Origin of the sequence: Nonomuraea terrae (assembly GCF_044465245.1) — a bacterium.
Taxonomy (GTDB): Bacteria; Actinomycetota; Actinomycetes; order Streptosporangiales; family Streptosporangiaceae; genus Nonomuraea; species Nonomuraea terrae.
On sequence record NZ_JBITLL010000001.1, the window covers coordinates 313377 to 332477 of the forward strand.

Annotated in this window: 17 protein-coding genes; 5 read left to right on the forward strand and 12 right to left on the reverse strand. The window is 73.7% G+C overall.

Annotated elements, in window-relative coordinates; genetic code table 11:
- Positions 1-65 precede the first annotated feature (65 nt).
- Together ACIBP6_RS01480 and ACIBP6_RS01485 are read left to right on the forward strand one after the other, a co-directional pair.
- Complete coding sequence (locus ACIBP6_RS01480; RefSeq protein ID WP_397047660.1) at positions 66-2420, forward strand: ATP-binding protein; 2355 nt, start codon at positions 66-68, stop codon at positions 2418-2420.
- A gap of 313 nt (positions 2421-2733) precedes the next feature.
- Positions 2734-3525 (forward strand): AMP-binding protein, encoded by a 792-nt coding sequence (locus tag ACIBP6_RS01485; RefSeq protein ID WP_397047662.1) that lies wholly within the window; start codon positions 2734-2736, stop codon positions 3523-3525.
- On the opposite strand, the gene ACIBP6_RS01490 is transcribed toward ACIBP6_RS01485, so the two are convergent.
- The 9 genes from ACIBP6_RS01490 to ACIBP6_RS01530 all read right to left on the reverse strand — a co-directional run bounded on the left by ACIBP6_RS01490 (position 3504) and on the right by ACIBP6_RS01530 (position 13463).
- Entirely contained in the window at positions 3504-4496 is a 993-nt protein-coding gene (locus tag ACIBP6_RS01490) for a 2-hydroxyacid dehydrogenase (RefSeq protein WP_449593524.1), read from the reverse strand. The genes ACIBP6_RS01485 and ACIBP6_RS01490 overlap by 22 nt on opposite strands.
- 11 nt (positions 4497-4507) lie before the next feature.
- Positions 4508-5122: a histidine phosphatase family protein gene (locus tag ACIBP6_RS01495; RefSeq protein ID WP_397047663.1), complete on the reverse strand. Its 615-nt coding sequence runs from the start codon at positions 5120-5122 to the stop codon at positions 4508-4510.
- The gene (locus tag ACIBP6_RS01500; RefSeq protein ID WP_397047665.1) at positions 5119-6606 is read right to left on the reverse strand and encodes an FGGY-family carbohydrate kinase; all 1488 of its coding nucleotides are present in this window, start codon (positions 6604-6606) and stop codon (positions 5119-5121) included. The genes ACIBP6_RS01495 and ACIBP6_RS01500 overlap by 4 nt, the downstream gene beginning before the upstream one ends.
- Positions 6603-8084, reverse strand: a complete 1482-nt coding sequence (locus ACIBP6_RS01505) for an FGGY family carbohydrate kinase (protein WP_397047667.1) — start codon at positions 8082-8084, stop codon at positions 6603-6605. Before ACIBP6_RS01505 ends, ACIBP6_RS01500 begins: the two co-directional genes overlap by 4 nt.
- Complete coding sequence (locus ACIBP6_RS01510; RefSeq protein WP_397047669.1) at positions 8084-9307, reverse strand: sugar ABC transporter permease; 1224 nt, start codon at positions 9305-9307, stop codon at positions 8084-8086. Before ACIBP6_RS01510 ends, ACIBP6_RS01505 begins: the two co-directional genes overlap by 1 nt.
- A 101-nt stretch (positions 9308-9408) precedes the next feature.
- Positions 9409-10200 (reverse strand): ATP-binding cassette domain-containing protein, encoded by a 792-nt coding sequence (locus tag ACIBP6_RS01515; protein WP_397047671.1) that lies wholly within the window; start codon positions 10198-10200, stop codon positions 9409-9411.
- Between the two features lie 7 nt (positions 10201-10207).
- Positions 10208-11293: a sugar ABC transporter substrate-binding protein gene (locus ACIBP6_RS01520; protein ID WP_397047673.1), complete on the reverse strand. Its 1086-nt coding sequence runs from the start codon at positions 11291-11293 to the stop codon at positions 10208-10210.
- 132 nt (positions 11294-11425) lie between these two features.
- The gene (locus tag ACIBP6_RS01525) at positions 11426-12391 is read right to left on the reverse strand and encodes a sugar-binding transcriptional regulator (RefSeq protein WP_397047675.1); all 966 of its coding nucleotides are present in this window, start codon (positions 12389-12391) and stop codon (positions 11426-11428) included.
- An 82-nt stretch (positions 12392-12473) separates the two neighbouring features.
- Positions 12474-13463 carry an ArsR/SmtB family transcription factor gene (locus tag ACIBP6_RS01530; RefSeq protein ID WP_397047677.1) on the reverse strand — a complete coding sequence of 330 codons (990 nt, stop codon included), beginning with the start codon at positions 13461-13463 and terminating at the stop codon, positions 12474-12476.
- A 59-nt stretch (positions 13464-13522) separates the two neighbouring features.
- Here ACIBP6_RS01530 and ACIBP6_RS01535 point away from each other — a divergent pair, with 59 nt between their 5' ends.
- Complete coding sequence (locus ACIBP6_RS01535) at positions 13523-14845, forward strand: MFS transporter (RefSeq protein WP_397047679.1); 1323 nt, start codon at positions 13523-13525, stop codon at positions 14843-14845.
- On the opposite strand, the gene ACIBP6_RS01540 is transcribed toward ACIBP6_RS01535, so the two are convergent.
- Positions 14805-15791 (reverse strand): LacI family DNA-binding transcriptional regulator, encoded by a 987-nt coding sequence (locus ACIBP6_RS01540; protein WP_397047681.1) that lies wholly within the window; start codon positions 15789-15791, stop codon positions 14805-14807. The genes ACIBP6_RS01535 and ACIBP6_RS01540 overlap by 41 nt on opposite strands.
- Before the next feature lie 68 nt (positions 15792-15859).
- On the opposite strand from ACIBP6_RS01540, the gene ACIBP6_RS01545 reads away from it, so the two are divergent.
- Together ACIBP6_RS01545 and ACIBP6_RS01550 are read left to right on the forward strand one after the other, a co-directional pair.
- Positions 15860-17032 (forward strand): CynX/NimT family MFS transporter, encoded by a 1173-nt coding sequence (locus tag ACIBP6_RS01545; protein ID WP_397047683.1) that lies wholly within the window; start codon positions 15860-15862, stop codon positions 17030-17032.
- Between the two features lie 2 nt (positions 17033-17034).
- Positions 17035-17712 carry a hypothetical protein gene (locus ACIBP6_RS01550; protein ID WP_397047685.1) on the forward strand — a complete coding sequence of 226 codons (678 nt, stop codon included), beginning with the start codon at positions 17035-17037 and terminating at the stop codon, positions 17710-17712.
- Here the strand turns inward: ACIBP6_RS01550 and ACIBP6_RS01555 are convergent.
- Together ACIBP6_RS01555 and ACIBP6_RS01560 are read right to left on the reverse strand one after the other, a co-directional pair.
- The gene (locus ACIBP6_RS01555; protein ID WP_397047686.1) at positions 17675-18214 is read right to left on the reverse strand and encodes a cysteine dioxygenase; all 540 of its coding nucleotides are present in this window, start codon (positions 18212-18214) and stop codon (positions 17675-17677) included. The genes ACIBP6_RS01550 and ACIBP6_RS01555 overlap by 38 nt on opposite strands.
- Positions 18211-19068, reverse strand: coding sequence for an amidohydrolase (locus tag ACIBP6_RS01560; RefSeq protein WP_397047688.1), 858 nt, complete (start codon positions 19066-19068; stop codon positions 18211-18213). Before ACIBP6_RS01560 ends, ACIBP6_RS01555 begins: the two co-directional genes overlap by 4 nt.
- Between the last annotated feature and the right edge of the window lie 33 nt (positions 19069-19101).

The following is a 19101-nucleotide window of genomic DNA, read 5'->3' on the forward strand; positions in this document are numbered from 1 at the left end:
CCGAGGGAGACTTCTTCGCCGCCGACGTCTGGGCGCGCGGCGTAGTTGATGCCACACTCACAGTGATGCTGCGATCCGCCGAATTCAGCAACCTGCCGGCCGAGCCGAACGCGTTCGTGGGCCGCGAGTCCGATGTCGACGAGCTCGCCCACCTGATGCGCGTCTCGCGGGTGGTGACCCTGTACGGCGCCGGCGGCATCGGCAAGACCCGGCTGGCCCTGCGGCTGGCCGCCCGCATCGCCCCCGAGCACCCCGGCGGCGTCTGGCTGGTCGAGCTGGCCGACGTGGAGAACGGCGGGGTCAGAGGACACGCCGCCGCCGCGCTCGGCATCGCGGGCGAGCTGTCCGAGACGGTCGGCGACCGGCGCGTGCTGCTCGTGCTCGACAACTGCGAGCCCGTCGTGGCCGAGTGCGCCGAGCTCTGCCGCGACCTGCTGGGCGCCTGCCCGTCGGTGAGCGTGCTGGCCACCAGCCGCGAGCCGCTGCGCGTGCCGGGCGAGACGGTGTGGCGGGTGCCGCCGCTGTCGGTCGACGGCGTCGACAGCGAGGCCGTGCGGCTGTTCGTGGCCAGGGCCGTGGCCGCGCGGCCCGGGTTCGAGCTGACCGGCGAGACCGCTCCGCTCGTCGTGGAGCTCTGCCGGGCGCTCGACGGGCTGCCGCTGGCGATCGAGCTGGCCGCCGCCATGGTGCGGTTCCTGTCGGTGGGGCAGCTCGTCGAGCGGTTCGACGACCGCCTGAGGTTGCTGCGGGTCGGTCCCCGTACGGCTCCGCCGCGCCACCGCACGCTCTGGGCCGCCGTCGACTGGAGCTACCGCCTGCTCACCCCGCAGGAACGCCTGCTGCTGCGCCGTACGGCCGCCTTCCGCTCGGCGTGGACGCTCGACCTGGCGGAGGCGGTCTGCTCCGGTCCCGGCCTGGCCGAGCCGGAGGTGCTGCCCAGGCTCTGCGACCTCATGGACAAGTCGCTCGTCGTCCTCGACGGTGAGATCGCCGGCCAGGCCCGCTACCGGCTGCTGGAGACCGTCCGCGAATACGCGCTGGAGCAGCTCGCCGAGTCCGGCGAGGAGACCGACGTACGGCGCCGCCATCTGCTGGGGATGGCCGGGCTCGCCAACCGGTTCAGGCAGACGCTGGCGCCGGGCGCGCGCACGTCGTGGCCGGTGGTCGAGCGGCACATCAACCTCATCGACGGGCTCAAGGCCGAGATGGGCGCCGCCTGCGACTGGTCGATCGCCGCCGGGCTGCCGGAGGCCGCGCTCGGCCTGCTGGTCGACGTACGGTTCGTGCTGATCGGCAGCGGGCGCAAGCTCGACATGGCCGAGCGGCTCGACCGGCTGCTCGCCCTCGGCTCGCCACGGGTGCCGCGGGCGCTGCACGGGCAGGCGCAGATCGTGCGCGGCGAGCTGGCACTGGCGGCCGGCGACCTGGAGCCGGCGCTGCGGCACGTACGCGCCGGGCTCGACCTGTGCGCCGCCGCCGGGGACGCCTACGGCGAGGCCGCGGGCACGGTGGTGCTGGCCCGGCTCACCGGCGAGCAGCAGGTGGTGGAGCGCGCGCTGGAGGCGGCCAGGCAGTGCGGTGACCTCATCCTGGAGTCCCTGGCCCAGGGCGCCAGGGCGCGCGCCGCCCTGCACCAGGGCCGGCTGCACGAGGCGCGGCGGGCGTTCGAGGAGGCCCTGTCGATCGACGAGGAGCTCGACAACCACTACGGGCAGGCCTCCGACCACATCGGCCTGGCGCAGGTGGCCCGGCGCTGCGGCGACCCGGCCACCGCCCGGCGCCACTACGAGGCGGCGCTGCGCCTGCTGCGGCACGTCGACGCCCGCCAGCACACCGTGAGCTGCCTGGCCGGGCTCGGCCGGGTGGCGCTCGACCAGGGTGACCTCGCGCAGGCCAGGGCCAGGCTGACCGAGGCACTGGTGCTCAGCCGCGACGCGGGGCTGCGCGCGAGCATCGCCCGGCGGCTGGAGGCGTGGGCGAGCCTGGTCGCTGCCGAGGGCGACCACCGGCGGGCGGTCCTGCTGGCGGCGGCCTCGGTGACGCTCGGCGGGCGGCAGCCGGACGCCCGCACCGAGGAGGTGCTGCGGCCGGCCAGGGCCGCCCTGGGCGAGGCCGTGACGGGGCTGCTGTGGGCCGAGGGCGGCGCGCTGACCGTGGACCAGGCGGTGGCCTGCGCCCTCGACGGCGACCTGCCCGAGCCGCCGCCCGAGCCGGTCGTGCCGGTCAGCCAGGAGAGCAGGCTCACCGCCAGGGAACGCGAGATCGCCGGGCTGGTCGCCCGCGGCCTGAGCAACCGGGCCATCGCCGACGAACTCGTCATCAGCCCCGCGACCGTGGCCCGCCACGTGGCCAACATCCTGGCCAAGCTGGGCTTCTCCACGCGTACACAGATCGCCGCATGGGTCATCGGCGGGAGGTGACCTCTCTACACATGGCGGGGCGTGGCCGCGTACATCGTCGAATGGCCATGTCAGCGCATGCGCGAGGAGGCCGTGCACCCCTAGCGTTTCTTCCGGCGATCGGCCGCGCCGCACGGGGCGGAGGATCCACCGGGGACGTCACGCGTCCCGTGGGGCTGGGCCTCCTCGGAGGGGTGGGGGTCCGGCTCCGGGCGCGTGACAGCGGGCTCGAGTCGCGCAGGGCTCGGGCCCGCCCAGAGCTCGGGCGAATGCACAGTCTCCTACATACATCGGTGGATGCTGGGGCCGCCCGTGCGGCCATACGTTGGCGGGCATGAAACCCACCGCCTCGTCCACCGGCACCGTGATCCATGAGGTGTTCCGCCGGGCCTACGAGCGTGGCGACCGTCCGGCCCTCATCGACCTGCGCGGCGGCCACGTCTACGGCTACCGGCGGCTGGTCACCGAGGTGACGAGGGCCGCCTCCGGGCTCGTCCGCAGGGGCGCCCGGCGCGACCAGGTGGTGGGGGTGCACGTCCCCACCGTGGGCGCGCAGACACTGGCGGTCCACACGGTGGTGGCGGCCGGCGGGGTGGCCGCGCCGATCGACCCAGGGCTCGGCCCCGACGAGATCGCCGAACGGCTGCGCGCGTGCGACGCCCGCACCCTGATCACCACCCCCGATCTCGCGCGCACGGCGGTGCTCGCCGCGGAGGAGTCCCGGGTGCGGCAGGTCGTCTCGCTCGGCCCGGCCCTCGACACGATCGACTTCCGCGGCCTGCTGACGCTGGAGCCGACCGCGCTGCCCACGCTCGACGCCCGCCGCCAGGACGCCCTGCTGCTCGCCGAGGGCCGTCGCCTGTCCCACGCCGACCTGGTCGGCCGGATGGCGGAGATCGACGTCCCCGTACGCCTGGCCGAGTCCGACGTGGTGCTGACCACGTGGCTGCCCGACGGCGGCTGCGACCTCATCGCCCTGGTCGGCCTCGGTGTCTCCAAGGGGGCGCTGGTGGTCGCGGCCCACGACGCCGACCTGCCCGGCACCGCGTACGACTTCAGCGTCACCGTGGTGACCGGCCCGGACGGTGCGCTGGAGCGGGTCGGTCAGGAGGGGTTCGCCAGGTGAGAGAGTGGCTCGCCGCGCACGTAGCGGGCCACGTCGGCGGCCACGATCGAGGCCGCCTTCATCGCCGTCTCCTTGCTGGCCCCGGCCAGGTGCGGCGTCATGATGAGGTTCGGGGTCGTGAGCAGGCGCGAGCCCGTCGGGATCGGCTCCTCGGGGAAGACGTCCATCGCGGCGCCGAACAGGTGACCGGAATCCAGCGCGTCGCACAGCGCGTCGTAGTCGAGCAGCGCGCCGCGGGCGCAGTTGACCAGCACCGAGCCGCGCGGCATGGCGGCGATCTGCCCGGCGCCGATCATGCCGGCGGTCTCCGGGGTGGCGCGGGCGTGCAGGGAGACGAAGCGGGAGCGTTCGAGCAGCTCGGGCAGGTCCACCCGGTTCGGCACGTCGACGTACGGGTCGTAGACCAGCACCTCCGCGCCGAACCCTTCGAGCATGCGGGCCACGCGGCGGCCGATGGCGCCGTACCCGATCAGGCCGGCGGTGTTGCCCTCCAGCTCCGGGCCGACGTTGTCGTAGGTGTAGTAGTCACCGCGCCACACGCCCCCGGCCAGGTCGCCGTGCGTCTGCGGGATCCGGCGGGTGGCGGCCAGCAGCATGGCGAGGGTGTGCTCGGCGGTGGCCACGGCGTTGCGGCCCGGCGCGAACGTCACCGCCACCCCTGCCCGGGTGGCGGCCTCCAGGTTGGCGTTGACCGGCCCGCCCCGGCTCACGCAGAACAGCCGCAGCCCGGGGCTGGCCTCCAGGACCCGCCTGGTCAGCGGCGCCATCTGGGTCACGCAGACCTCCACGCCGTCGAGAGCCTCGATCAGCTCGTCCTCCACGTCGGAGGCCTCGTCCACCTCGCCCACCTTGCCGAACGGCACCAGCGGCCACGGGAGCGTCAGCTCACGGATGTCCAGCTCGCCGGGCACCTCGCGCCTGAGCGCCTCGACGAACAGCCGGTTCTGGACGAAGTGGTCGCCTGCGGCCAAGACTCGGATGGTCAACGAACGACTCCAATCGGGGAGTTGTACTGCAGCATCGCGACCTGCCCGATGCTCAAGCGCAGCTCGGTCAGGGCGCAGTTGTCCAGACGCGGGAACAGCCGCCGGTACTCGCCGAGCGGCACCCCGATCAGCCGGCACAGTGCGAGCCTGATGGCGGTCGTGTGCGCGACCACCAGCACGCGGCCCGTGGGATGCGCGGCGTGGATGTCGTACAGCGCGGCGGCGAACCGCTCGGCGGCCGCGTGCGGGTCCTCGCCGCCCGGCAGCGGGTTGGCGGCGGGGTCGGCCTCGAAGGCGGCCCTGGCCTCGGGGAAGCGGGCCTTCATCTCCGCGGAGGTGAGGCCCTCGCCCTCGCCGAAGTCGAGCTCGCGCAGCCGGGCGTCCACCCGCAGCTCCACACCTGCCTTGGCGGCGCTCGCGGCGGCGGTGATCTTCGCCCGGCTGAGCGTGGACGCCCACACGGCCGTCAGGCCCGCCCCCGCCGCCCAGCCGGCCAGCAGGTCGGCCTGCTCGTGGCCGCGCGGGGTCAGCTCGACCTCGCTGCTGCCCGCGTAGCGGTTCTCGGCGTGCCACACCGTCTCGCCGTGGCGGACGAGCACGAGGTCGGTCATCGGGTGGTCCTCTCACGGGCGTGCGCGGCGGCTCTGGCGTCCAGCCAGCCCCGCTCTTCCAGTTCGGCGACGAAGCGTAGGTACGGCTCCCGCAGGTCGGCGCCCGACGGCTCGACCACGGCGCGCGTCCTGATCATGCGGGCCGGGTCGCCGCCCGCCAGGACGGCCATGCCCAGCGCGGGCTCGGCGTTCTCGCGCAGTGTGACCGGCCGCCGCAGGACGTCCGCCCGCAGCCGCGTCCAGTACGGGCTCCTGGTGGCGCCGCCGGTCAGGGTGAGCTCCCCGTCCACCGGGGCGCCCAGCAGGTCGAGGTAGTCGAAGCAGAGGCGTTCGACGAAGGCGGCGCCGAGCAGGACGGCAGCGTAGCGCTCGACGTCGTCGGCCGGCTCGCCCAGCGTGAAGCCCTCGGCCTCCGGGGCCGCGAACGGGAAGCGCTCGCCGCGCGAGACCAGCGGGTAGGTGACGGCGGGCGGCAGCGGCCCGCCGGCGCCCGCGGGCGGCACGGGCGCGGGAAGCCCTCCCGCCAAGCCGCGTCCGCCGCCGTAGCGGGCCTCGGCCTGCGTGCTGAGCAGGTCGAGGTCGCGGCCGGGCAGGTCGCGGGTCAGGACGCCGGCGCCCGTGCTGGACGCCCCGCCGGGCAGCCAGGAGCCGTCGGGGGCGCGGTGGGAGTAGACCACGCCGAGCGGGTCGTGGATCAGCTGCTTCGTGACGCCCTTCAGCACCAGCGTGGTGCCGAGCACCGAGTTCCAGTTGCCGGGCAGCAGGGCGCCCGCGCCGAGCTGGGCCGCGCAGCCGTCCGTGGTGCCGGCGACGACCGGGGTGCCCGCCGGGATGCCGGTCTCCTCGGCCGCCGCCGCGCACACCTCGCCGAGGCGGGCGCCGGGCCGGACGACGTCGGGCAGCATCCCCGCGGGCACGCCCAGCGCGTCGAACACCTCCATCGGCCAGCGTTCCTCGATCAGGTCCACGCCGGTCTTGAGCGCGTTGGACAGGTCGGTGGCCACCTCGTGCCCGGTCAGGCGCCGGTTGACGAAGTCGTTCTGGTGGGCCAGCCGCGCGCCCGCCGGGGCGTCCGGCAGCAGCCACAGCAGCTTCGGCAGCGCCCAGTTCGGCTGCATGCGCCGGTAGCCGAGCCGATCCCACACGTGCGCGCCCGCCTCGTTGACGCGGGTCGCGTCGGCGCGCCGGTCGTCGTACATCAGGGCCGGGGTGAGCGGGTCGCCCCCGGCGTCGGTGAGCAGGATCGTGCCAGATGTCGCGTCCACCGCCACGCCCTCGACCCGGCCGGCGGGCACGTCGCGCAGGGCCTCCCGGGTGGCGGCCGCCAGCGCGCTCCACCACTGCCGCGGGTCCTGCTCGTGGCGGGGGCCGTCGCGGTGGCTGGTCAGCGGGCGGCTGCCGGTGCCGAGCACCCGCCCCTCGCCGGTGACGGCCAGCGCGCGCACGCTCTGGGTGCCCAGGTCGATGCCGATCCACACGCTCATGTACGGCCTCTCGTACGCATCTGCGCGAGCAGCGGCCACGAGTCCGCGGCGCCGTCGCGCAACGTCAGGAAGTCGGCGAACAGCCGGTCGTAGCGTTCGCGGCGGGTGGGGTCGGGCTCGACCGCGTCGCGCAGGCGTACGTGCCGCTCCGCCGCCGCCGCGACGGACGGGGCCGCCCCGGTGGCGGCCAGGCCGACGAGGTAGGCCCCCCTCGCGCCCACCTCGTCGTCGGCCGAGCGGCGTACCGGCAGGCCGGTCACGTCGGCGATCAGCCGCAGCCAGAAGCCGCTGGCCGCGCCGCCGCCGCACGCCCGCAGCTCCGTGGGCGCCGCCCCGGTGGCCGTCAGGCAGTCGCGGATCACCATGGTCAGCCCCTCGAACACCGCCCTGGCGACGTCCTCGCGGCGGTGCTCGAACGACATGCCCAGCAGCGACCCCCTGGCCAGCGGGTCGGAGAACGGCGCCCGCTCACCGGCCGGCGACAGGTACGGCAGGAACGCCAGGCCGCCCGCCCCCGGCTCGCCCCGCTCGGCCAGCTCGCCCAGCTCGGCCGGGCCGGCCAGAGCCAGCAGGCGGCACGTCCACTGCACGACCTCCGTGCCCGCGAACGTGGGAAAGGCCCGCAGGTAGCCGCCGGGCAGCGCGATGGTGATGCCGGTCGGCTCGCCGTCCAGGCTGGGGGAGTCCACGACGACCTCGGTGCTCAGCGTGGTGCCGAGGATCGCGCACGCCTGCCCCGGCCGCACCGCTCCCGCGCCGAGCGCCGTCGAGGCGATGTCGTACGGCGCCATGACCACCGGCGTCCCGGCGGCCAGGCCCAGCGCGGTGGCGGCCGTCGCGGTCAGACCGGCGACCGGGCACGGCCGGACCGGCGGCAGCAGCCGCTCGGCCCACTCCAGCCCGAACAGGGCCAGCAGCTCCGGCGAGTACGCCCGCGCCCGCAGGTCCATGAACGGCGCCGAGGCGTCGGACTCGTCGGCCACCAGCTCCCCGGTCAGCCGGGAGAAGATCCAGCCGCCGCAGGTCAGGTTGGCACGGGACCGGGCGAGCCGCTCGGGGTCGTGCTCCTTCAGCCACGTCAGGATGGCGTGCGGCAGCCCGGACGCGGCCGAGGAGCCGTTGCGGCGGAAGGCCGTCGCCGCGACCCCCTCGCGGGTCCAGGCGTCCACCGTGCCGGCCGCCCGGCCGTCGTTCCAGAGGATGGCGGGGCCGGTCGGCTCGCCGTCGGGGCCGACCAGCCAGCACCCGTCGCCCTGGGCGGTGACGGCCACCACATCGGCGCCGCCCACCTGGGCGGCGACCTCGCGCACCGTGGCCGCGACCGCGTCCCAGACGGCGGCCATGTCCTGCTCGCAGTGGCCGGGCGCGGGCCGCGACACGACGGTCTCGCGCCGGGCGACGGCCGCCTCCGCGCCGGAGTCGTCGTAGCCGACCGCCTTGATGACCGTGGTCCCGGCGTCCACGCAGATGACGCCCATCAGGCCCTGCCGTGGGAGGTCCGCGACCGCCGCGACACGGAGTCGACGACGACGGCGAGCAGCAGCACGACGCCGGTGACCACGAACCGGATCGAGGAGTCGAGGTTGAGCAGGGTCAGGCCGCTGGAGATGGACTGGATCACGATGATGCCGAGCAGCGCGCCGAACGCCGTGCCGCGCCCGCCGAACAGGCTCGTCCCGCCGATCACGGCCGCGGCGATCGCGTTGAGGTTGACGTCGCCGCCGCCGCTGCTCTGGTTGGCCGCGGCGAGCCGGGCGGCGGCCAGGATGCCGCCGACCGCGGCGAACGTCGAGCAGAGCACGAACACCGAGGTGTAGACGGCCTTGACGTTGATGCCGGCCCGGCGGGCGGCCTCCACGTTGCCGCCCACGGCGTAGACGGCGCGGCCCCACTTCGTCCGCGACAGCAGGTAGTGCATGATCAGCACCAGCGCGACGAAGAAGACGAACATCCAGCCGACGCCGCGCGTCTGCCCCAGGTACCAGACCACGAACGCCAGCACGACCAGCAGCGCGGCGCTGCGCACCGCCAGCACCGACGTGCCGCGGGCCGACAGCCCGGCCCGCCGCCGCTCGCGCGCGTGCAGGTATCCGCTGACGAACAACCAGACCGCCGCGACCACGGCCAGCGTGTACGACAGCCAGGCCGGCACGAACGCCAGCTGCGCGAAGTTCACCAGCCCCGAGTCGAACGGCAGGTTGATCGACCCCTTGCTGCCGAGCACGTACAGCTGCAGGCCGAGGAAGGCGAGGAGGCCGGCCAGCGTGATCACGAAGCTGGGCACGCCGAACCGGTTGAACAGCTGGCCGTACACCCATCCGACGACCGCGCCCATGACGACGGCGGCCGCGATGGCCAGCCAGACCGGCAGCCCCTCGCCGACGAACAGCACCGCGAGCACCGCGCCCGACAGGCCGCTGACGGAGCCGACGGACAGGTCGATCTGGCCGACGAGCAGCACGCAGACGATGCCGAGCGCGATGACGCCGACGGCGGCGGACTCCAGGGTGAGGTTCACCAGGTTGGCGCTGGACAGGAAGATCGGGTTGAGGATCTGCAGGACCGTCCAGATCACCACGAGACCGACCACGACCGGGATGACGCCGAGGTCGCCGCCGCGCGCCCGGTCCACGATGTCGGAGACGACCCCGCGCACGCCGTCACGGCTGCGCAACCGCTCGTCCTGCAGGTCTGTGCTCATGGCCGCACTCCGCTCGGCGGCTCGGTCGCCTTGAGGCCGCCGCCTTCCTCCGCTCCGGTCGTCGCGCTCCCGCCGCTCCTTCGCGTTCTCTTCGCGGGTGGTCACGACGACCGTCCTTCCTGCGGCGTGTGACCCGCCGCCCCCTCACGGGCCGCGCGGCGGGAGACCACGTTGTCGGTGGCGCCGGTGATGGCGGCGATGATGTCCTCGGTGGAGACGTCGTTCACCTGGAACACTCCGTTGTTGCGGCCGAGCCGCAGCACCGCCACGGTGTCGGCCACGGCTTTCACGTCGGCCATGTTGTGACTGATCATGATCACGCCCAGGCCGTTCTCGCGCAGCCGCTCGACCAGGTTGAGCACCTCGGCCGTCTGGGCGACGCCGAGCGCGGCGGTGGGCTCGTCCAGGATGATGATCTTGGGGTCGCCGAGCAGCGACCTGGCGATGGCGACGGTCTGCCGCTGGCCGCCCGACAGCGCGGCCACCGGCACCCGTACGCTCGGGATCTTCGCCGACAGCTGGCGGAGCAGCTCCCACGACCGCGTCTCCATGGCCACCTCGTTCAGCCGCAGCGGGCGGACCTCGTGGCCGAGGAACAGGTTCTGGATGACGTTGAGGTTCTCGCAGAGGGCCAGGTCCTGGTAGACGGTGGCGATGCCGAGCTTCTGCGCGGCGGACGGGTTCGTGATCGCCACCTCGCGCCCCTCGAACGTGACCGTGCCCGAGTCCGGGGGATGCACGCCCGAAAGGATCTTGACGAGCGTCGACTTGCCCGCGCCGTTGTCGCCCACGACGGCGAGGACCTCGCCCGCGTCGACGTCGAGCTCGATGTCGGTGAGCGCGGCGACCGCGCCGAAGGTCTTGCTGATGCCGCGCAGGGACAGGACGGTCATCTCGCTCCTACTTGATGCCGAGCTCGTCGCAGCCTGCGGCGTACTCGCCGGTGCACACGTCGGCGGCCTTCATGATGCCGCTGTCGAAGAGCACCTCCTTGATGTTCTCCTTGGTCACGACCGTGGGGACGAACAGCTCGGAGGGCGTGTCGTAGAGCGTGGCCTTGCCGGCGGGCTTCTTGCCCTGCATGAAGTCCCAGGCCACGTTGGCGGCGGCCTCCGCGACGATCTTGATCGGCTTGGAGATGGTGTTGTACTGGTCGCCCGCGATGATGCGCTGCGCGGCGGCCACCTCGGCGTCGTTGCCGGTCACCGGCGGCACGTCCCCGCCCGCGGCCTTGAACGCGGCGATCGCGCCGCCGCCCGTGCCGTCGTTGGCCGCGACCACGCCGACGATCTGGTCCTTGAACTGCGTGATCTGGCCGCTGACCCAGGTCTGCGCCTTCTCCGGCTGCCAGTCGGGGGTGTCGTACTCGGCCAGCAGCTCGAAGCCGCTCGGGTCCACCGCGCTGTGGATGCCCTTCTTGATCAGCCCGGCCGCGGCGTCCGTGGGGGAGCCGTTGACCTGGAGGATGCCGCCCTCGGCGTTCTCGGCCTTGAGGTGGTCGACCAGGGACTGGGCGATCATCTGGCCGATCTTCTCGTTGTCGAACGAGATGTAGTAGTCGGCGGGCGTGGCCGGGATCGGCCGGTCGTAGGCGATGATCGGCACCTGCTGCGACTGGGCCGTCTTAACGATGGTGGCCGCGGCGGCGGAGTCGACCGGGTCGATGACGATGGCCTTGACGCCCTGGGCGAGCGCCGAGTTGGCCTGCTGCTGCTGTTTGGCGGCGTCGGAGTCGGCGTTCTGGTAGATGACCTCGCAGCTCGGGCAGAGCTGCTTCATCCTGGCCTCGAACAGGGGCCTGTCCTGGAGTTCGTACCGGGTGGAGGCGAGGTCGGGCATGAGGAAGGCGACCTTGGCGTTCTCCAGGTCGCCGCCACCGCCGGTGCCGCCGCCCGCGGTCGAGCCGGAGCCGCACGCCGTCAGCGCCGAGCCTGCGAGCACTGCCACTGCGGCCAGCGCGGTGGTCCGCATCTTCGCTCTGTTCACGGGTTCATTCCTCACTCGCTACTGGGGATCATGACGCAGCCCCCCGAGACACGGACATACCTCACAAGCAGGCACATCCTGTGGTGCGGCTCACGGTAGCGCGGGGTGAGAAACTTTGTCCAGCAAATGTGTTCAGATTTGGTGCGCGGCCGCGAGCAGGCCCTCCGCGGTCGGGGTGTCCGTGACGAGCTGGTTGAAGTAGCCGCCCCTGGCGCCGGCGACGATCGAGAGCACCTTCTCCGCGCCGACGGCGACCGCGATCGTGTGCGGGATGCGCCGCAGCTCCTCCAGCTGGGTGGCGACCAGCCGCTCGCTCCCCGGGTACGTCACCGGGGCGCCGTCGCGGTCGTAGACCCGCATGCACACGTCGCCCACGGCCCGGCGCAGGCTCTCGGCGTCGCGAGGCATGAGCGAGGGCGTCATCTGGCGCATCAGCGGGGCCGAGCCGACGCCGACGATCGCGGCCTTGGCCTGCGCCCACAGGTCCATCACCCGGCGTACGGACGGCTCGTGCTGCAGCGAGGCGAACAGCTCGGGGCCGGGCAGCGCGGGGGCGTACAGGTAGGCGGGCACGCCGCCGACGCGTTCGGCCAGGATGCGGGTGGTCTCGTTGGTCTGGAACCAGGGCTGCGGCTCCTCCTGGCCGCCGACGGCGGGCGCGATCGTGACGCCCGGGTACTGGCCGAGGCCCTCGCGGGCGCACTCGTAGACCGTGGTGCCGGAGGAGACCAGCACGACGTCGCCCGAGCGCAGGCCGGTGGTGGCCAGCGCGCGGGCCACGGCCGGGGCCAGCCACGGGCCGAGGGCGGGGCCGCTCACTTTGGGGACGATGTAGACGCGGCGCAGGTTGAGCGCCTGCGCCACGTCGGCGGCCAGCGGGCCGTCCTCCAGTGAGGCCGGCTTGTGCACCTTGATCTCGACGATGCCCTGCTTGCGGGCCTCCGTGAGCAGGCGGCTGACGGTGGCCCTGCTGACGCCCAGTCGCTTGGCAATGTCGCCCTGGGTGGCGTCTTCCAGGTAGTACTGCTGTGCCGCCGCGTACATCAGCTCGTGGGGGAACCGGGCCTGCGTCTCTGGTGCGACGTCGGCGGCATTCATGGCACTCCTGAACACTTGTGCTGAACCGATGCGCAATCGATGATATGCGCGATTCGGCGGTCCGACGCAGTTCTCGATGTCTTCAGGCCGCAGGGTAACCGGTGACCAAGGCGTCACCCAGGGGGGTCCGGGTGTAGAGGACGCCGCGGCCGACGCGGGTCCCGACGATCAGGCCCGTCCGGCGCAGCGCCGTCAGGTGCTCGCTCGTCGTCCCCGGACTCTGCCCGAGCAGGGCGGCGAGCTGGGTGGTGGTGGCGGGCTCGGCCAGCTCGACGAGGAGGCGCGCGCGGCTGCGCCCGATCAGCGCCGCGAGCCCGCCACCGGGCGGGGGCGGCGGCGCGGCGGTGCCCCGCGCCGGGTAGATCAACGCGTACGGCCAGGCGTCGTCCAGATAGGCGGCGATCTCGCCCATGAACGCCGACGGCAGGAAGAGCAGCCCCTTCCCGCCGAGCCGGTGGACCCGTCCGGCCGAGGCCGCCCCGATCTCGATCCGGCCTCCGGCCCGCCAGTGGACCTGCGGCCCGAAGTCCTCCAGGGCCGCCTGCCAGCCGTAGGCGGCCAGCCGCCCGGCCCGCTGTGCCACGTCCCGCTGCAGGACCGCGCGGAAGCGCGGCCAGTCGTGCGAGAGGATCTCCGTCCAGACCGCCGCGTACGCCTCGGCGAACAGCTCCACCACGTCGGGCCCCAGCAGCAGGTCCCGCACCCACTCGGCCGCCGGCGGACGCTCGGCCAGCACCCTGGTGATCTCCGCGTGCGCCTGCTCCGGCGGCGTCGCCCGCATGGCGGCCAGCTCCGCCTCGAACGGCACGTCCACCGCCGTCGGGGGAGGGGCGATGAAGTCGACGTTGTCCGCCCCCTTGTTGCCGCTGATCACGGCCGCGGCCCGCAGCACGGGGTACTGCCGCGCGAGCCCCCGGTACGTCTCCCGCCACCGCGCCGCCCATTCCCGGTGCGCACCCACGCGGTAGCGCCCGGCGAGCACCCACTGGGCGTGCATGGTCTCGATCAACGGGGAGATCGCGAACCTGCTCGCCACCAGATCCTGGGGGACGACCTCGATCGTCACCTGCACTTTTCGGTTATATCCGAATAACTCGCTCCGGGGCAGAGGGTGGCCGCAGCATCGGGTCCATGAAAGGTGCGACGTTCGGCGAGGTGTTCGCCGTCAAGGAGTTCCGCGTGCTGTTCGGCAGCTTCGCGCTGATGATCGGCGGCGACCAGATCAAGATGCTGGCCCTGTCGGTGCTGGTGTACACCCAGACCGGGTCGCCCGGGCTGTCGGCCGCCGCCTACATGGCCGGGTGGCTTCCGTACCTTCTGGGTGGGTTGTTGCTGCTCTCGCTGGCCGACCGGATCCCGGCGCGCGGGCTGATGGTGGCCGGGGAGCTGGTCAGGGCGGTCACGTGCCTGCTGCTCGCCTACGCCGGGCTGCCGGTGTGGGCGATGCTGACGCTGGTGGTGGCCACGGGGCTGTTCTCGCCGGTCTTCCTCGCCGCGCGCAACGCCATGCTGCCCGAGGTGCTGCCCGGGGACGCGTTCGTGCTGGGCCGCTCGGTGCTCACCATGGTGTCGGCCGGGGCGCAGATCGCGGGCATGGCGGCAGGCGGCGCGTTCCTGGCCTTCGCGGGGCCGTCCTCGGCGCTGGCCGCCACGGCCGCGATGGCCGTCGTGGCCGCCGTGGTGCTGCGGACGGGGCTGCCGTACCAGCCGGCGCGGGGCGCGGCCGGGCCTGGTCCGGCACGTCAGGCAGGCGCGGCCGGTCCAGGGGCCGTACGCCAGGCAGGCGCGGCCGGGCCGGGGGCCGTACGCCAGACGCTGCGCGTCAACCGGCGACTGCTGGCCGACGGGCCGGTGCGCGGGTTGCTGCTGGCCTGCTGGCTGCCGTGCGTGTGCATGGCCGGGGCGGAGGCCATGGTGGTGCCGTACCTGGGAGGCGAAGGGGAGGCGGGCGTCGTGCTGGCCGCGGCGGCGGGCGGGATGGCGGTGGGGGAGTTCGCCGTGGGCCGGTTCGCCGCGCCGGCGCTGCGCGAACGGCTGTCGCTGCCGCTCGCGGTGCTGCTCGGGGCGCCATGGCTGGGGTTCGCGGCCTCGCCGGGGGTGGGTTGGGCGGCCGTCTGCGCGGGGGTGGCCGGGGCCGGGCTGGCGTACCAGCTGGGCTTGCAGCGGCGGTTCGTGGAGGCGGTGCCGGAGGAGGTGCGCGGGCAGGCGTTCGGGCTGCAGAACGCGGGGCTGATGTCGGGTCAGGCGGCCGGCGCGGCGCTCGTGGGAGTGCTGGGCGAGGTGATCGCACCGGCCCACGCCATCGCCGTGGCGGGCGCCGCCGGCGTCGTCGTCGCCCTCGCCCTGACCCCCGCCCTCCGCCCCGCCCCAGAACGCGCCGCCGTCCAGCAGGCGGGGCCCGCACGCGCCAGGTCTACGCCTTGGCCGGGAGTTCGCCGGAGCCGCGGACGATGAGCTGGACCGGGAGCTCGACGTGCTGGGACGGGCCCGCGTCGCCGGTCACGCGGTGGAACAGCAGCTCGGCCGCCACCTGCCCCATCCGCGCCGGATCCTGCGCCACCACGGTCACCCCGGGGTCGAGCAGGTCGGCCAGCTCGAAGTCGTCGAACCCGACCAGCGCCACCCGCCGCCTCCCCAGGGCCCGCAGCGTGGTCACGGTGTAGCGGCCGTTGCCGGTGAACAGTGCCGTCGGCGGGTCGTCCAGGCCGAACAGCCGGTCCAGCTCGGCGCGTACGCCCGCCGCCGAGGGCGACCGCATCGACACCAGCCGGGGGTCGAACCGGTCACCCAGCTCCTCGCGGTAACCGCGCAGCCGCTCGGCCGCCGTGAAGATCGCCGGATCGTCGCCGAGGAAGGCGATCCTGCGGTGACCGTGCTCCAGCAGGTGGCGGACCGCCCGCCGGGCCCCTCCTGCGTTGTCGGCCAGCACGGTGTCGACGTCGACCCCCGGCTCGGGCGGCCGGTCCGCGAACACCACGGCGGTGCCGGCGTCCAGCTCCGGCCGCAGGTAGGAGTGGTCGTCACCGGCCGGCACCACGATCAGGCCGTCGACCCGCCGCGCGCAGAACGTCTCGACCAGCTCGCGCTCCCTGCCGGGCTCCTCGCCCGACGAGCCGCTCAGCAGCAGGCATCCGTGCTCGATGACGACGTCCTCGACGGCCCTGCTCAGGCCCGCGTAGAACGGGTCGGCCACGTCCTCGATGACCAGCCCGATCGTGGCGGTCCGCCCGCTGCGCAGCACCCGGGCGCTCTCGTTGCGGGAGTAGCCGAGCAGGTCGATGGCCGCCCGCACCCGTTCGGCGGTCTGGGGATGGACGCCGGGCTCGCCGTTCACCACGCGCGAGACGGTCTTGAGCGCCACGCCGGCCGCCGAGGCGACGTCCTTCATCGTCGGTCTCACACCAGGATCATCGCGTACTCCGGAGGGGCGGACAACGTTGTCAGGCAGGTGTGCCAGAGTGTTCGACTATGTCGTTGAGATCCGTCTTGCTCGTGGCCGGATTCGCACTGGCCGCGCTCAACCTGCGCCCCGCCATCGCGGGCGTCTCCCCCCTCCTCGACGAGATCATGAACGACGCGGGCCTCACGCCCGCGGGCGGCGGCGCGATCACCACCGTCATGGTGGTCTGCCTGGGCGTGTTCGGCCCGCTCACACCGCTGCTCGCCCGGCGTTTCGGGCTCGACCGCACGCTGCTCGCCGGGCTGGTCGTGATCGCCGCCGGCGTGTCGCTGCGCGGCCTCGACGGCGCCCTTGTCCTCTACCTCGGCTCCGCCCTGGCCGCCATCGCGATCGCCGTCATGAACGTGTCCATGCCCGGCATCGTCAAGCACCACTTCCCCACCCGGGTCAACCTCATGACCGGCGTCTACGTCTCCATGGTGGTCGGCGGCGCCGCGATCTCCTCCGCCGTGGTGATCCCGCTCGAACACGTCACCGGGTACGGCTGGCGCGGCGTCTCGGCCCTGCTCGCCGTGCCCGCGCTGCTGGCGGCCCTGCTGTGGCTGCCCCAGGCGCTGCGTCGCCAGGAACGCGCCGCGAATGGCCCCCGCCATTTCGGCACGGTGCTGCGCAGCCGCGTCACCTGGTACGTCACCGCCCTCATGGGCCTGCAGTCGCTCACCTTCTACGTCATGCTGGCCTGGCTTCCGACGATCTTCCTGGAGGCCGGGCTGCCCGCCGACCAGGCCGGCTATCTGCTCAGCCTGACGAACCTGGTCCAGGTCGGCACCTCGCTCGCCGTCCCCGTGCTGGCCGGCCGGCGGGCCTCGCAGGTGCCGTACGTCGTCGGGGCCGGGCTGCTGACCGTGGCGGGCTACCTCGGCGTGCTGCTCGTGCCCACGACCCTGCCGTGGTTCTGGATGGTCGTGCTCGGGATCGGGCAGGGGGCCTCGTTCGCGCTGGCGCTGCTCATCATCGCCCTGCGGCCGGCCGACCCGGCGACGGTGACCGCGCTGTCGGCCGTGGCCCAGTCGGTCGGCTACGTGATCGCGGCGTTCGGGCCGCTGGCGTTCGGGTTCCTGCGGCAGCTGTCGGGCGGCTGGACGGTGCCGCTGCTCACCGGGCTCGGCGTGCTGGTCGTGCAGATCGTGGCCGGCTGGTTCGCCGGGCGCCCCGCGACTTTAGGCAAGGCTAGCCTCTAACCATGGTGCTGACGGAGACGCTCCAGCGGCTGGCCGACGAGCGTGGCGGGGTGATCGGGGTCGAGCCGGGCCTCGTCACCGAGCCCGACGCGACCTGGACGCCGGTCGGTGAGCTCGTGCGGGAGCCGTACACGCTGCTGGCGGGGCTGGTGGACGAGACGGCCGCGCGCTGGAACGCCCCGCGGCACGTCGGCGCGGCGCTGTTCTGGAAGACCTACGGCTACTGGCACACCCTGCCGATGGCCCTCGGCTGGGCGCTGGACGGCAGGGTGCCGCTCATGCGGCTCGCGGACACGTATTTCCAGGTGTCCGGGGCCGGGGTGACGATCGCGGCCACGCGCGTGAGCTGGGGCGCCGGCGCGGGCGCGATCGCCGGCGCGCTCCAGGAGTCGCAGCTGCCGCTGATCCGGGCCGTCAACGCGCTGGCCAAGGTGGGTGAGCGCACGCTGTGGGGCTCCACGGCGGAGGCGATCGCCCAGCCGCTGACCTCGATCGTGCCCGGCGACTACCTGCGGCTGCTGCGCGAGATCGGCCCGCCGGTCGACGGGCTGGTCGAGCCCGCCGCGGAGGGTTACTTCCGCAGGACGTGCTGCCTGTGGATCACGCTGCCCGACGTGGAGCCCTGCGGGAGCTGCTGCGTGCTCAGGCCACCGACTCGATCGGCTCGTCCATCGGCCTGAGCTCGTCGGCGTAGCTCACCGACACGCGCCGCATCACGCCGGAGCCGTCGATCGAGTACTGCCCGAGCCGCCACAGCGGCGGTGAGTACGCGTGGATCGAGACGCTCTCGTCCACCGCCCCGGTGAGCCGGTGGATGTGGTCCGGCCCGAACGAGAACGACTGCCCCTCCGTGACCACCGTCTCCAGGTGCTCGCCGCCGATGCGCGGATTGCACTCCTGCAGCGCGCCCCGCACCACGTGCACGGCTCCGGAGGAGATGTCGTGGTCGTGCCAGCCCGTGTCGTCCTCGGGACGCCAGCACAGCAGCCAGACGTCCACGTACGCGTCCCGGTAGAGCGAGGCGTAGTGCCGCCCGCCGTCCTCGGGGAAGCTGACCTCCTGGCGCCACTCCTCGGGCCGCGCGGCCAGCGTGTCGACCAGCTCCCGCAGCTCGCGCCGGTCCAGCGTCCGCTCCGGCAGTGCGGCGCAGGTACCCCCGCCCTTGATCTGGTTCGTACTCACTTACGAGACTCCTCTCTGTTCAGTAGACGACGGGGGTTGACGACCTTGATGGCGTGATCGGCGGCGGCGCCGAGGCCGGGGCGGGGGGCGGTGGCGTAGGGGGCGTCGGAGCCGTTGACCACGACGTCGATCCCCAGCTCGCGGACGATCGCGTCGATCGCGCGCGGACCGTACGACGAGGTCTCCACGAAGAAGTTCGGGTCGACCAGGCCGCGGCCGCCGCCCCGGGCGGTCAGGCGCTCGGTGTGCAGCGGCGCGAGGCCCGCGAGCAGCGCGAAACAGACGCGCAGCCGCGGATGCCGGGGCCGTACGACGGCGTGGAAGGAGTGCCAGGCCGCGTGCATCTGCTGCACGTACGGCACCAGCGCGGGCCACCACGCCGGCATGCCGGCCGGCGCGGCGGCCGGTCCCGGGTGCACGAACAGCGGCAGGTCGCGCGCGGTCAGCACCTCCAGCAGCCGGTCGTCCGGCACCGCCGTGGCCGGGATCTGCAGGCCCGCGAACCCCCGGTCGAGATCGGCCGCCAGCCGGTCGGGATCGGGCTCGCTGTGGCAGGTGGCCGCCCACGCCCCGAACGGCTCGCCCAGCCCCAGCGCGCCCTCGTGGTAGGCGTCGATCAACGGCCACGCCTCCCCGGGCGGCAGGAACTCGACGCCCAGCGGGCTCGACAGCGACACCAGCGCCAGCTCCAGGCCGCCGGTGTCGCGCCGCTCGTGGTCGGCCGGATCCACCTCGTACGGCGGCTCGCCGTCGAGCAGCAGCGTCCAGCCGTCCAGCCGGGGCGGCGACGTACGGGCCCGCAGCGCCGCGACGAACGCAGGCGTCCACAGGTGCTGGTGCACGTCGATGCTCACGGATTCCTCCCCCAAATCCCTACTGACATTACA

Excerpts from the sequence above, each read along its gene's own strand:
- ACIBP6_RS01495 (WP_397047663.1), bottom strand. The coding sequence starts at position 5,122 with ATGACCGACCTCGTGCTCGTCCGCCACGGCGAGACGGTGTGGCACGCC.
- ACIBP6_RS01480 (WP_397047660.1), top strand. The coding sequence starts at position 66 with ATGCTGCGATCCGCCGAATTCAGCAACCTGCCGGCCGAGCCGAACGCG.
- ACIBP6_RS01485 (WP_397047662.1), top strand. The coding sequence starts at position 2,734 with ATGAAACCCACCGCCTCGTCCACCGGCACCGTGATCCATGAGGTGTTC.
- ACIBP6_RS01510 (WP_397047669.1), bottom strand. The coding sequence starts at position 9,307 with ATGAGCACAGACCTGCAGGACGAGCGGTTGCGCAGCCGTGACGGCGTG.
- ACIBP6_RS01550 (WP_397047685.1), top strand. The coding sequence starts at position 17,035 with ATGGTGCTGACGGAGACGCTCCAGCGGCTGGCCGACGAGCGTGGCGGG.
- ACIBP6_RS01545 (WP_397047683.1), top strand. The coding sequence starts at position 15,860 with ATGTCGTTGAGATCCGTCTTGCTCGTGGCCGGATTCGCACTGGCCGCG.
- ACIBP6_RS01515 (WP_397047671.1), bottom strand. The coding sequence starts at position 10,200 with ATGACCGTCCTGTCCCTGCGCGGCATCAGCAAGACCTTCGGCGCGGTC.
- ACIBP6_RS01505 (WP_397047667.1), bottom strand. The coding sequence starts at position 8,084 with ATGGGCGTCATCTGCGTGGACGCCGGGACCACGGTCATCAAGGCGGTC.
- ACIBP6_RS01535 (WP_397047679.1), top strand. The coding sequence starts at position 13,523 with ATGAAAGGTGCGACGTTCGGCGAGGTGTTCGCCGTCAAGGAGTTCCGC.
- ACIBP6_RS01500 (WP_397047665.1), bottom strand. The coding sequence starts at position 6,606 with ATGAGCGTGTGGATCGGCATCGACCTGGGCACCCAGAGCGTGCGCGCG.
- ACIBP6_RS01525 (WP_397047675.1), bottom strand. The coding sequence starts at position 12,391 with ATGAATGCCGCCGACGTCGCACCAGAGACGCAGGCCCGGTTCCCCCAC.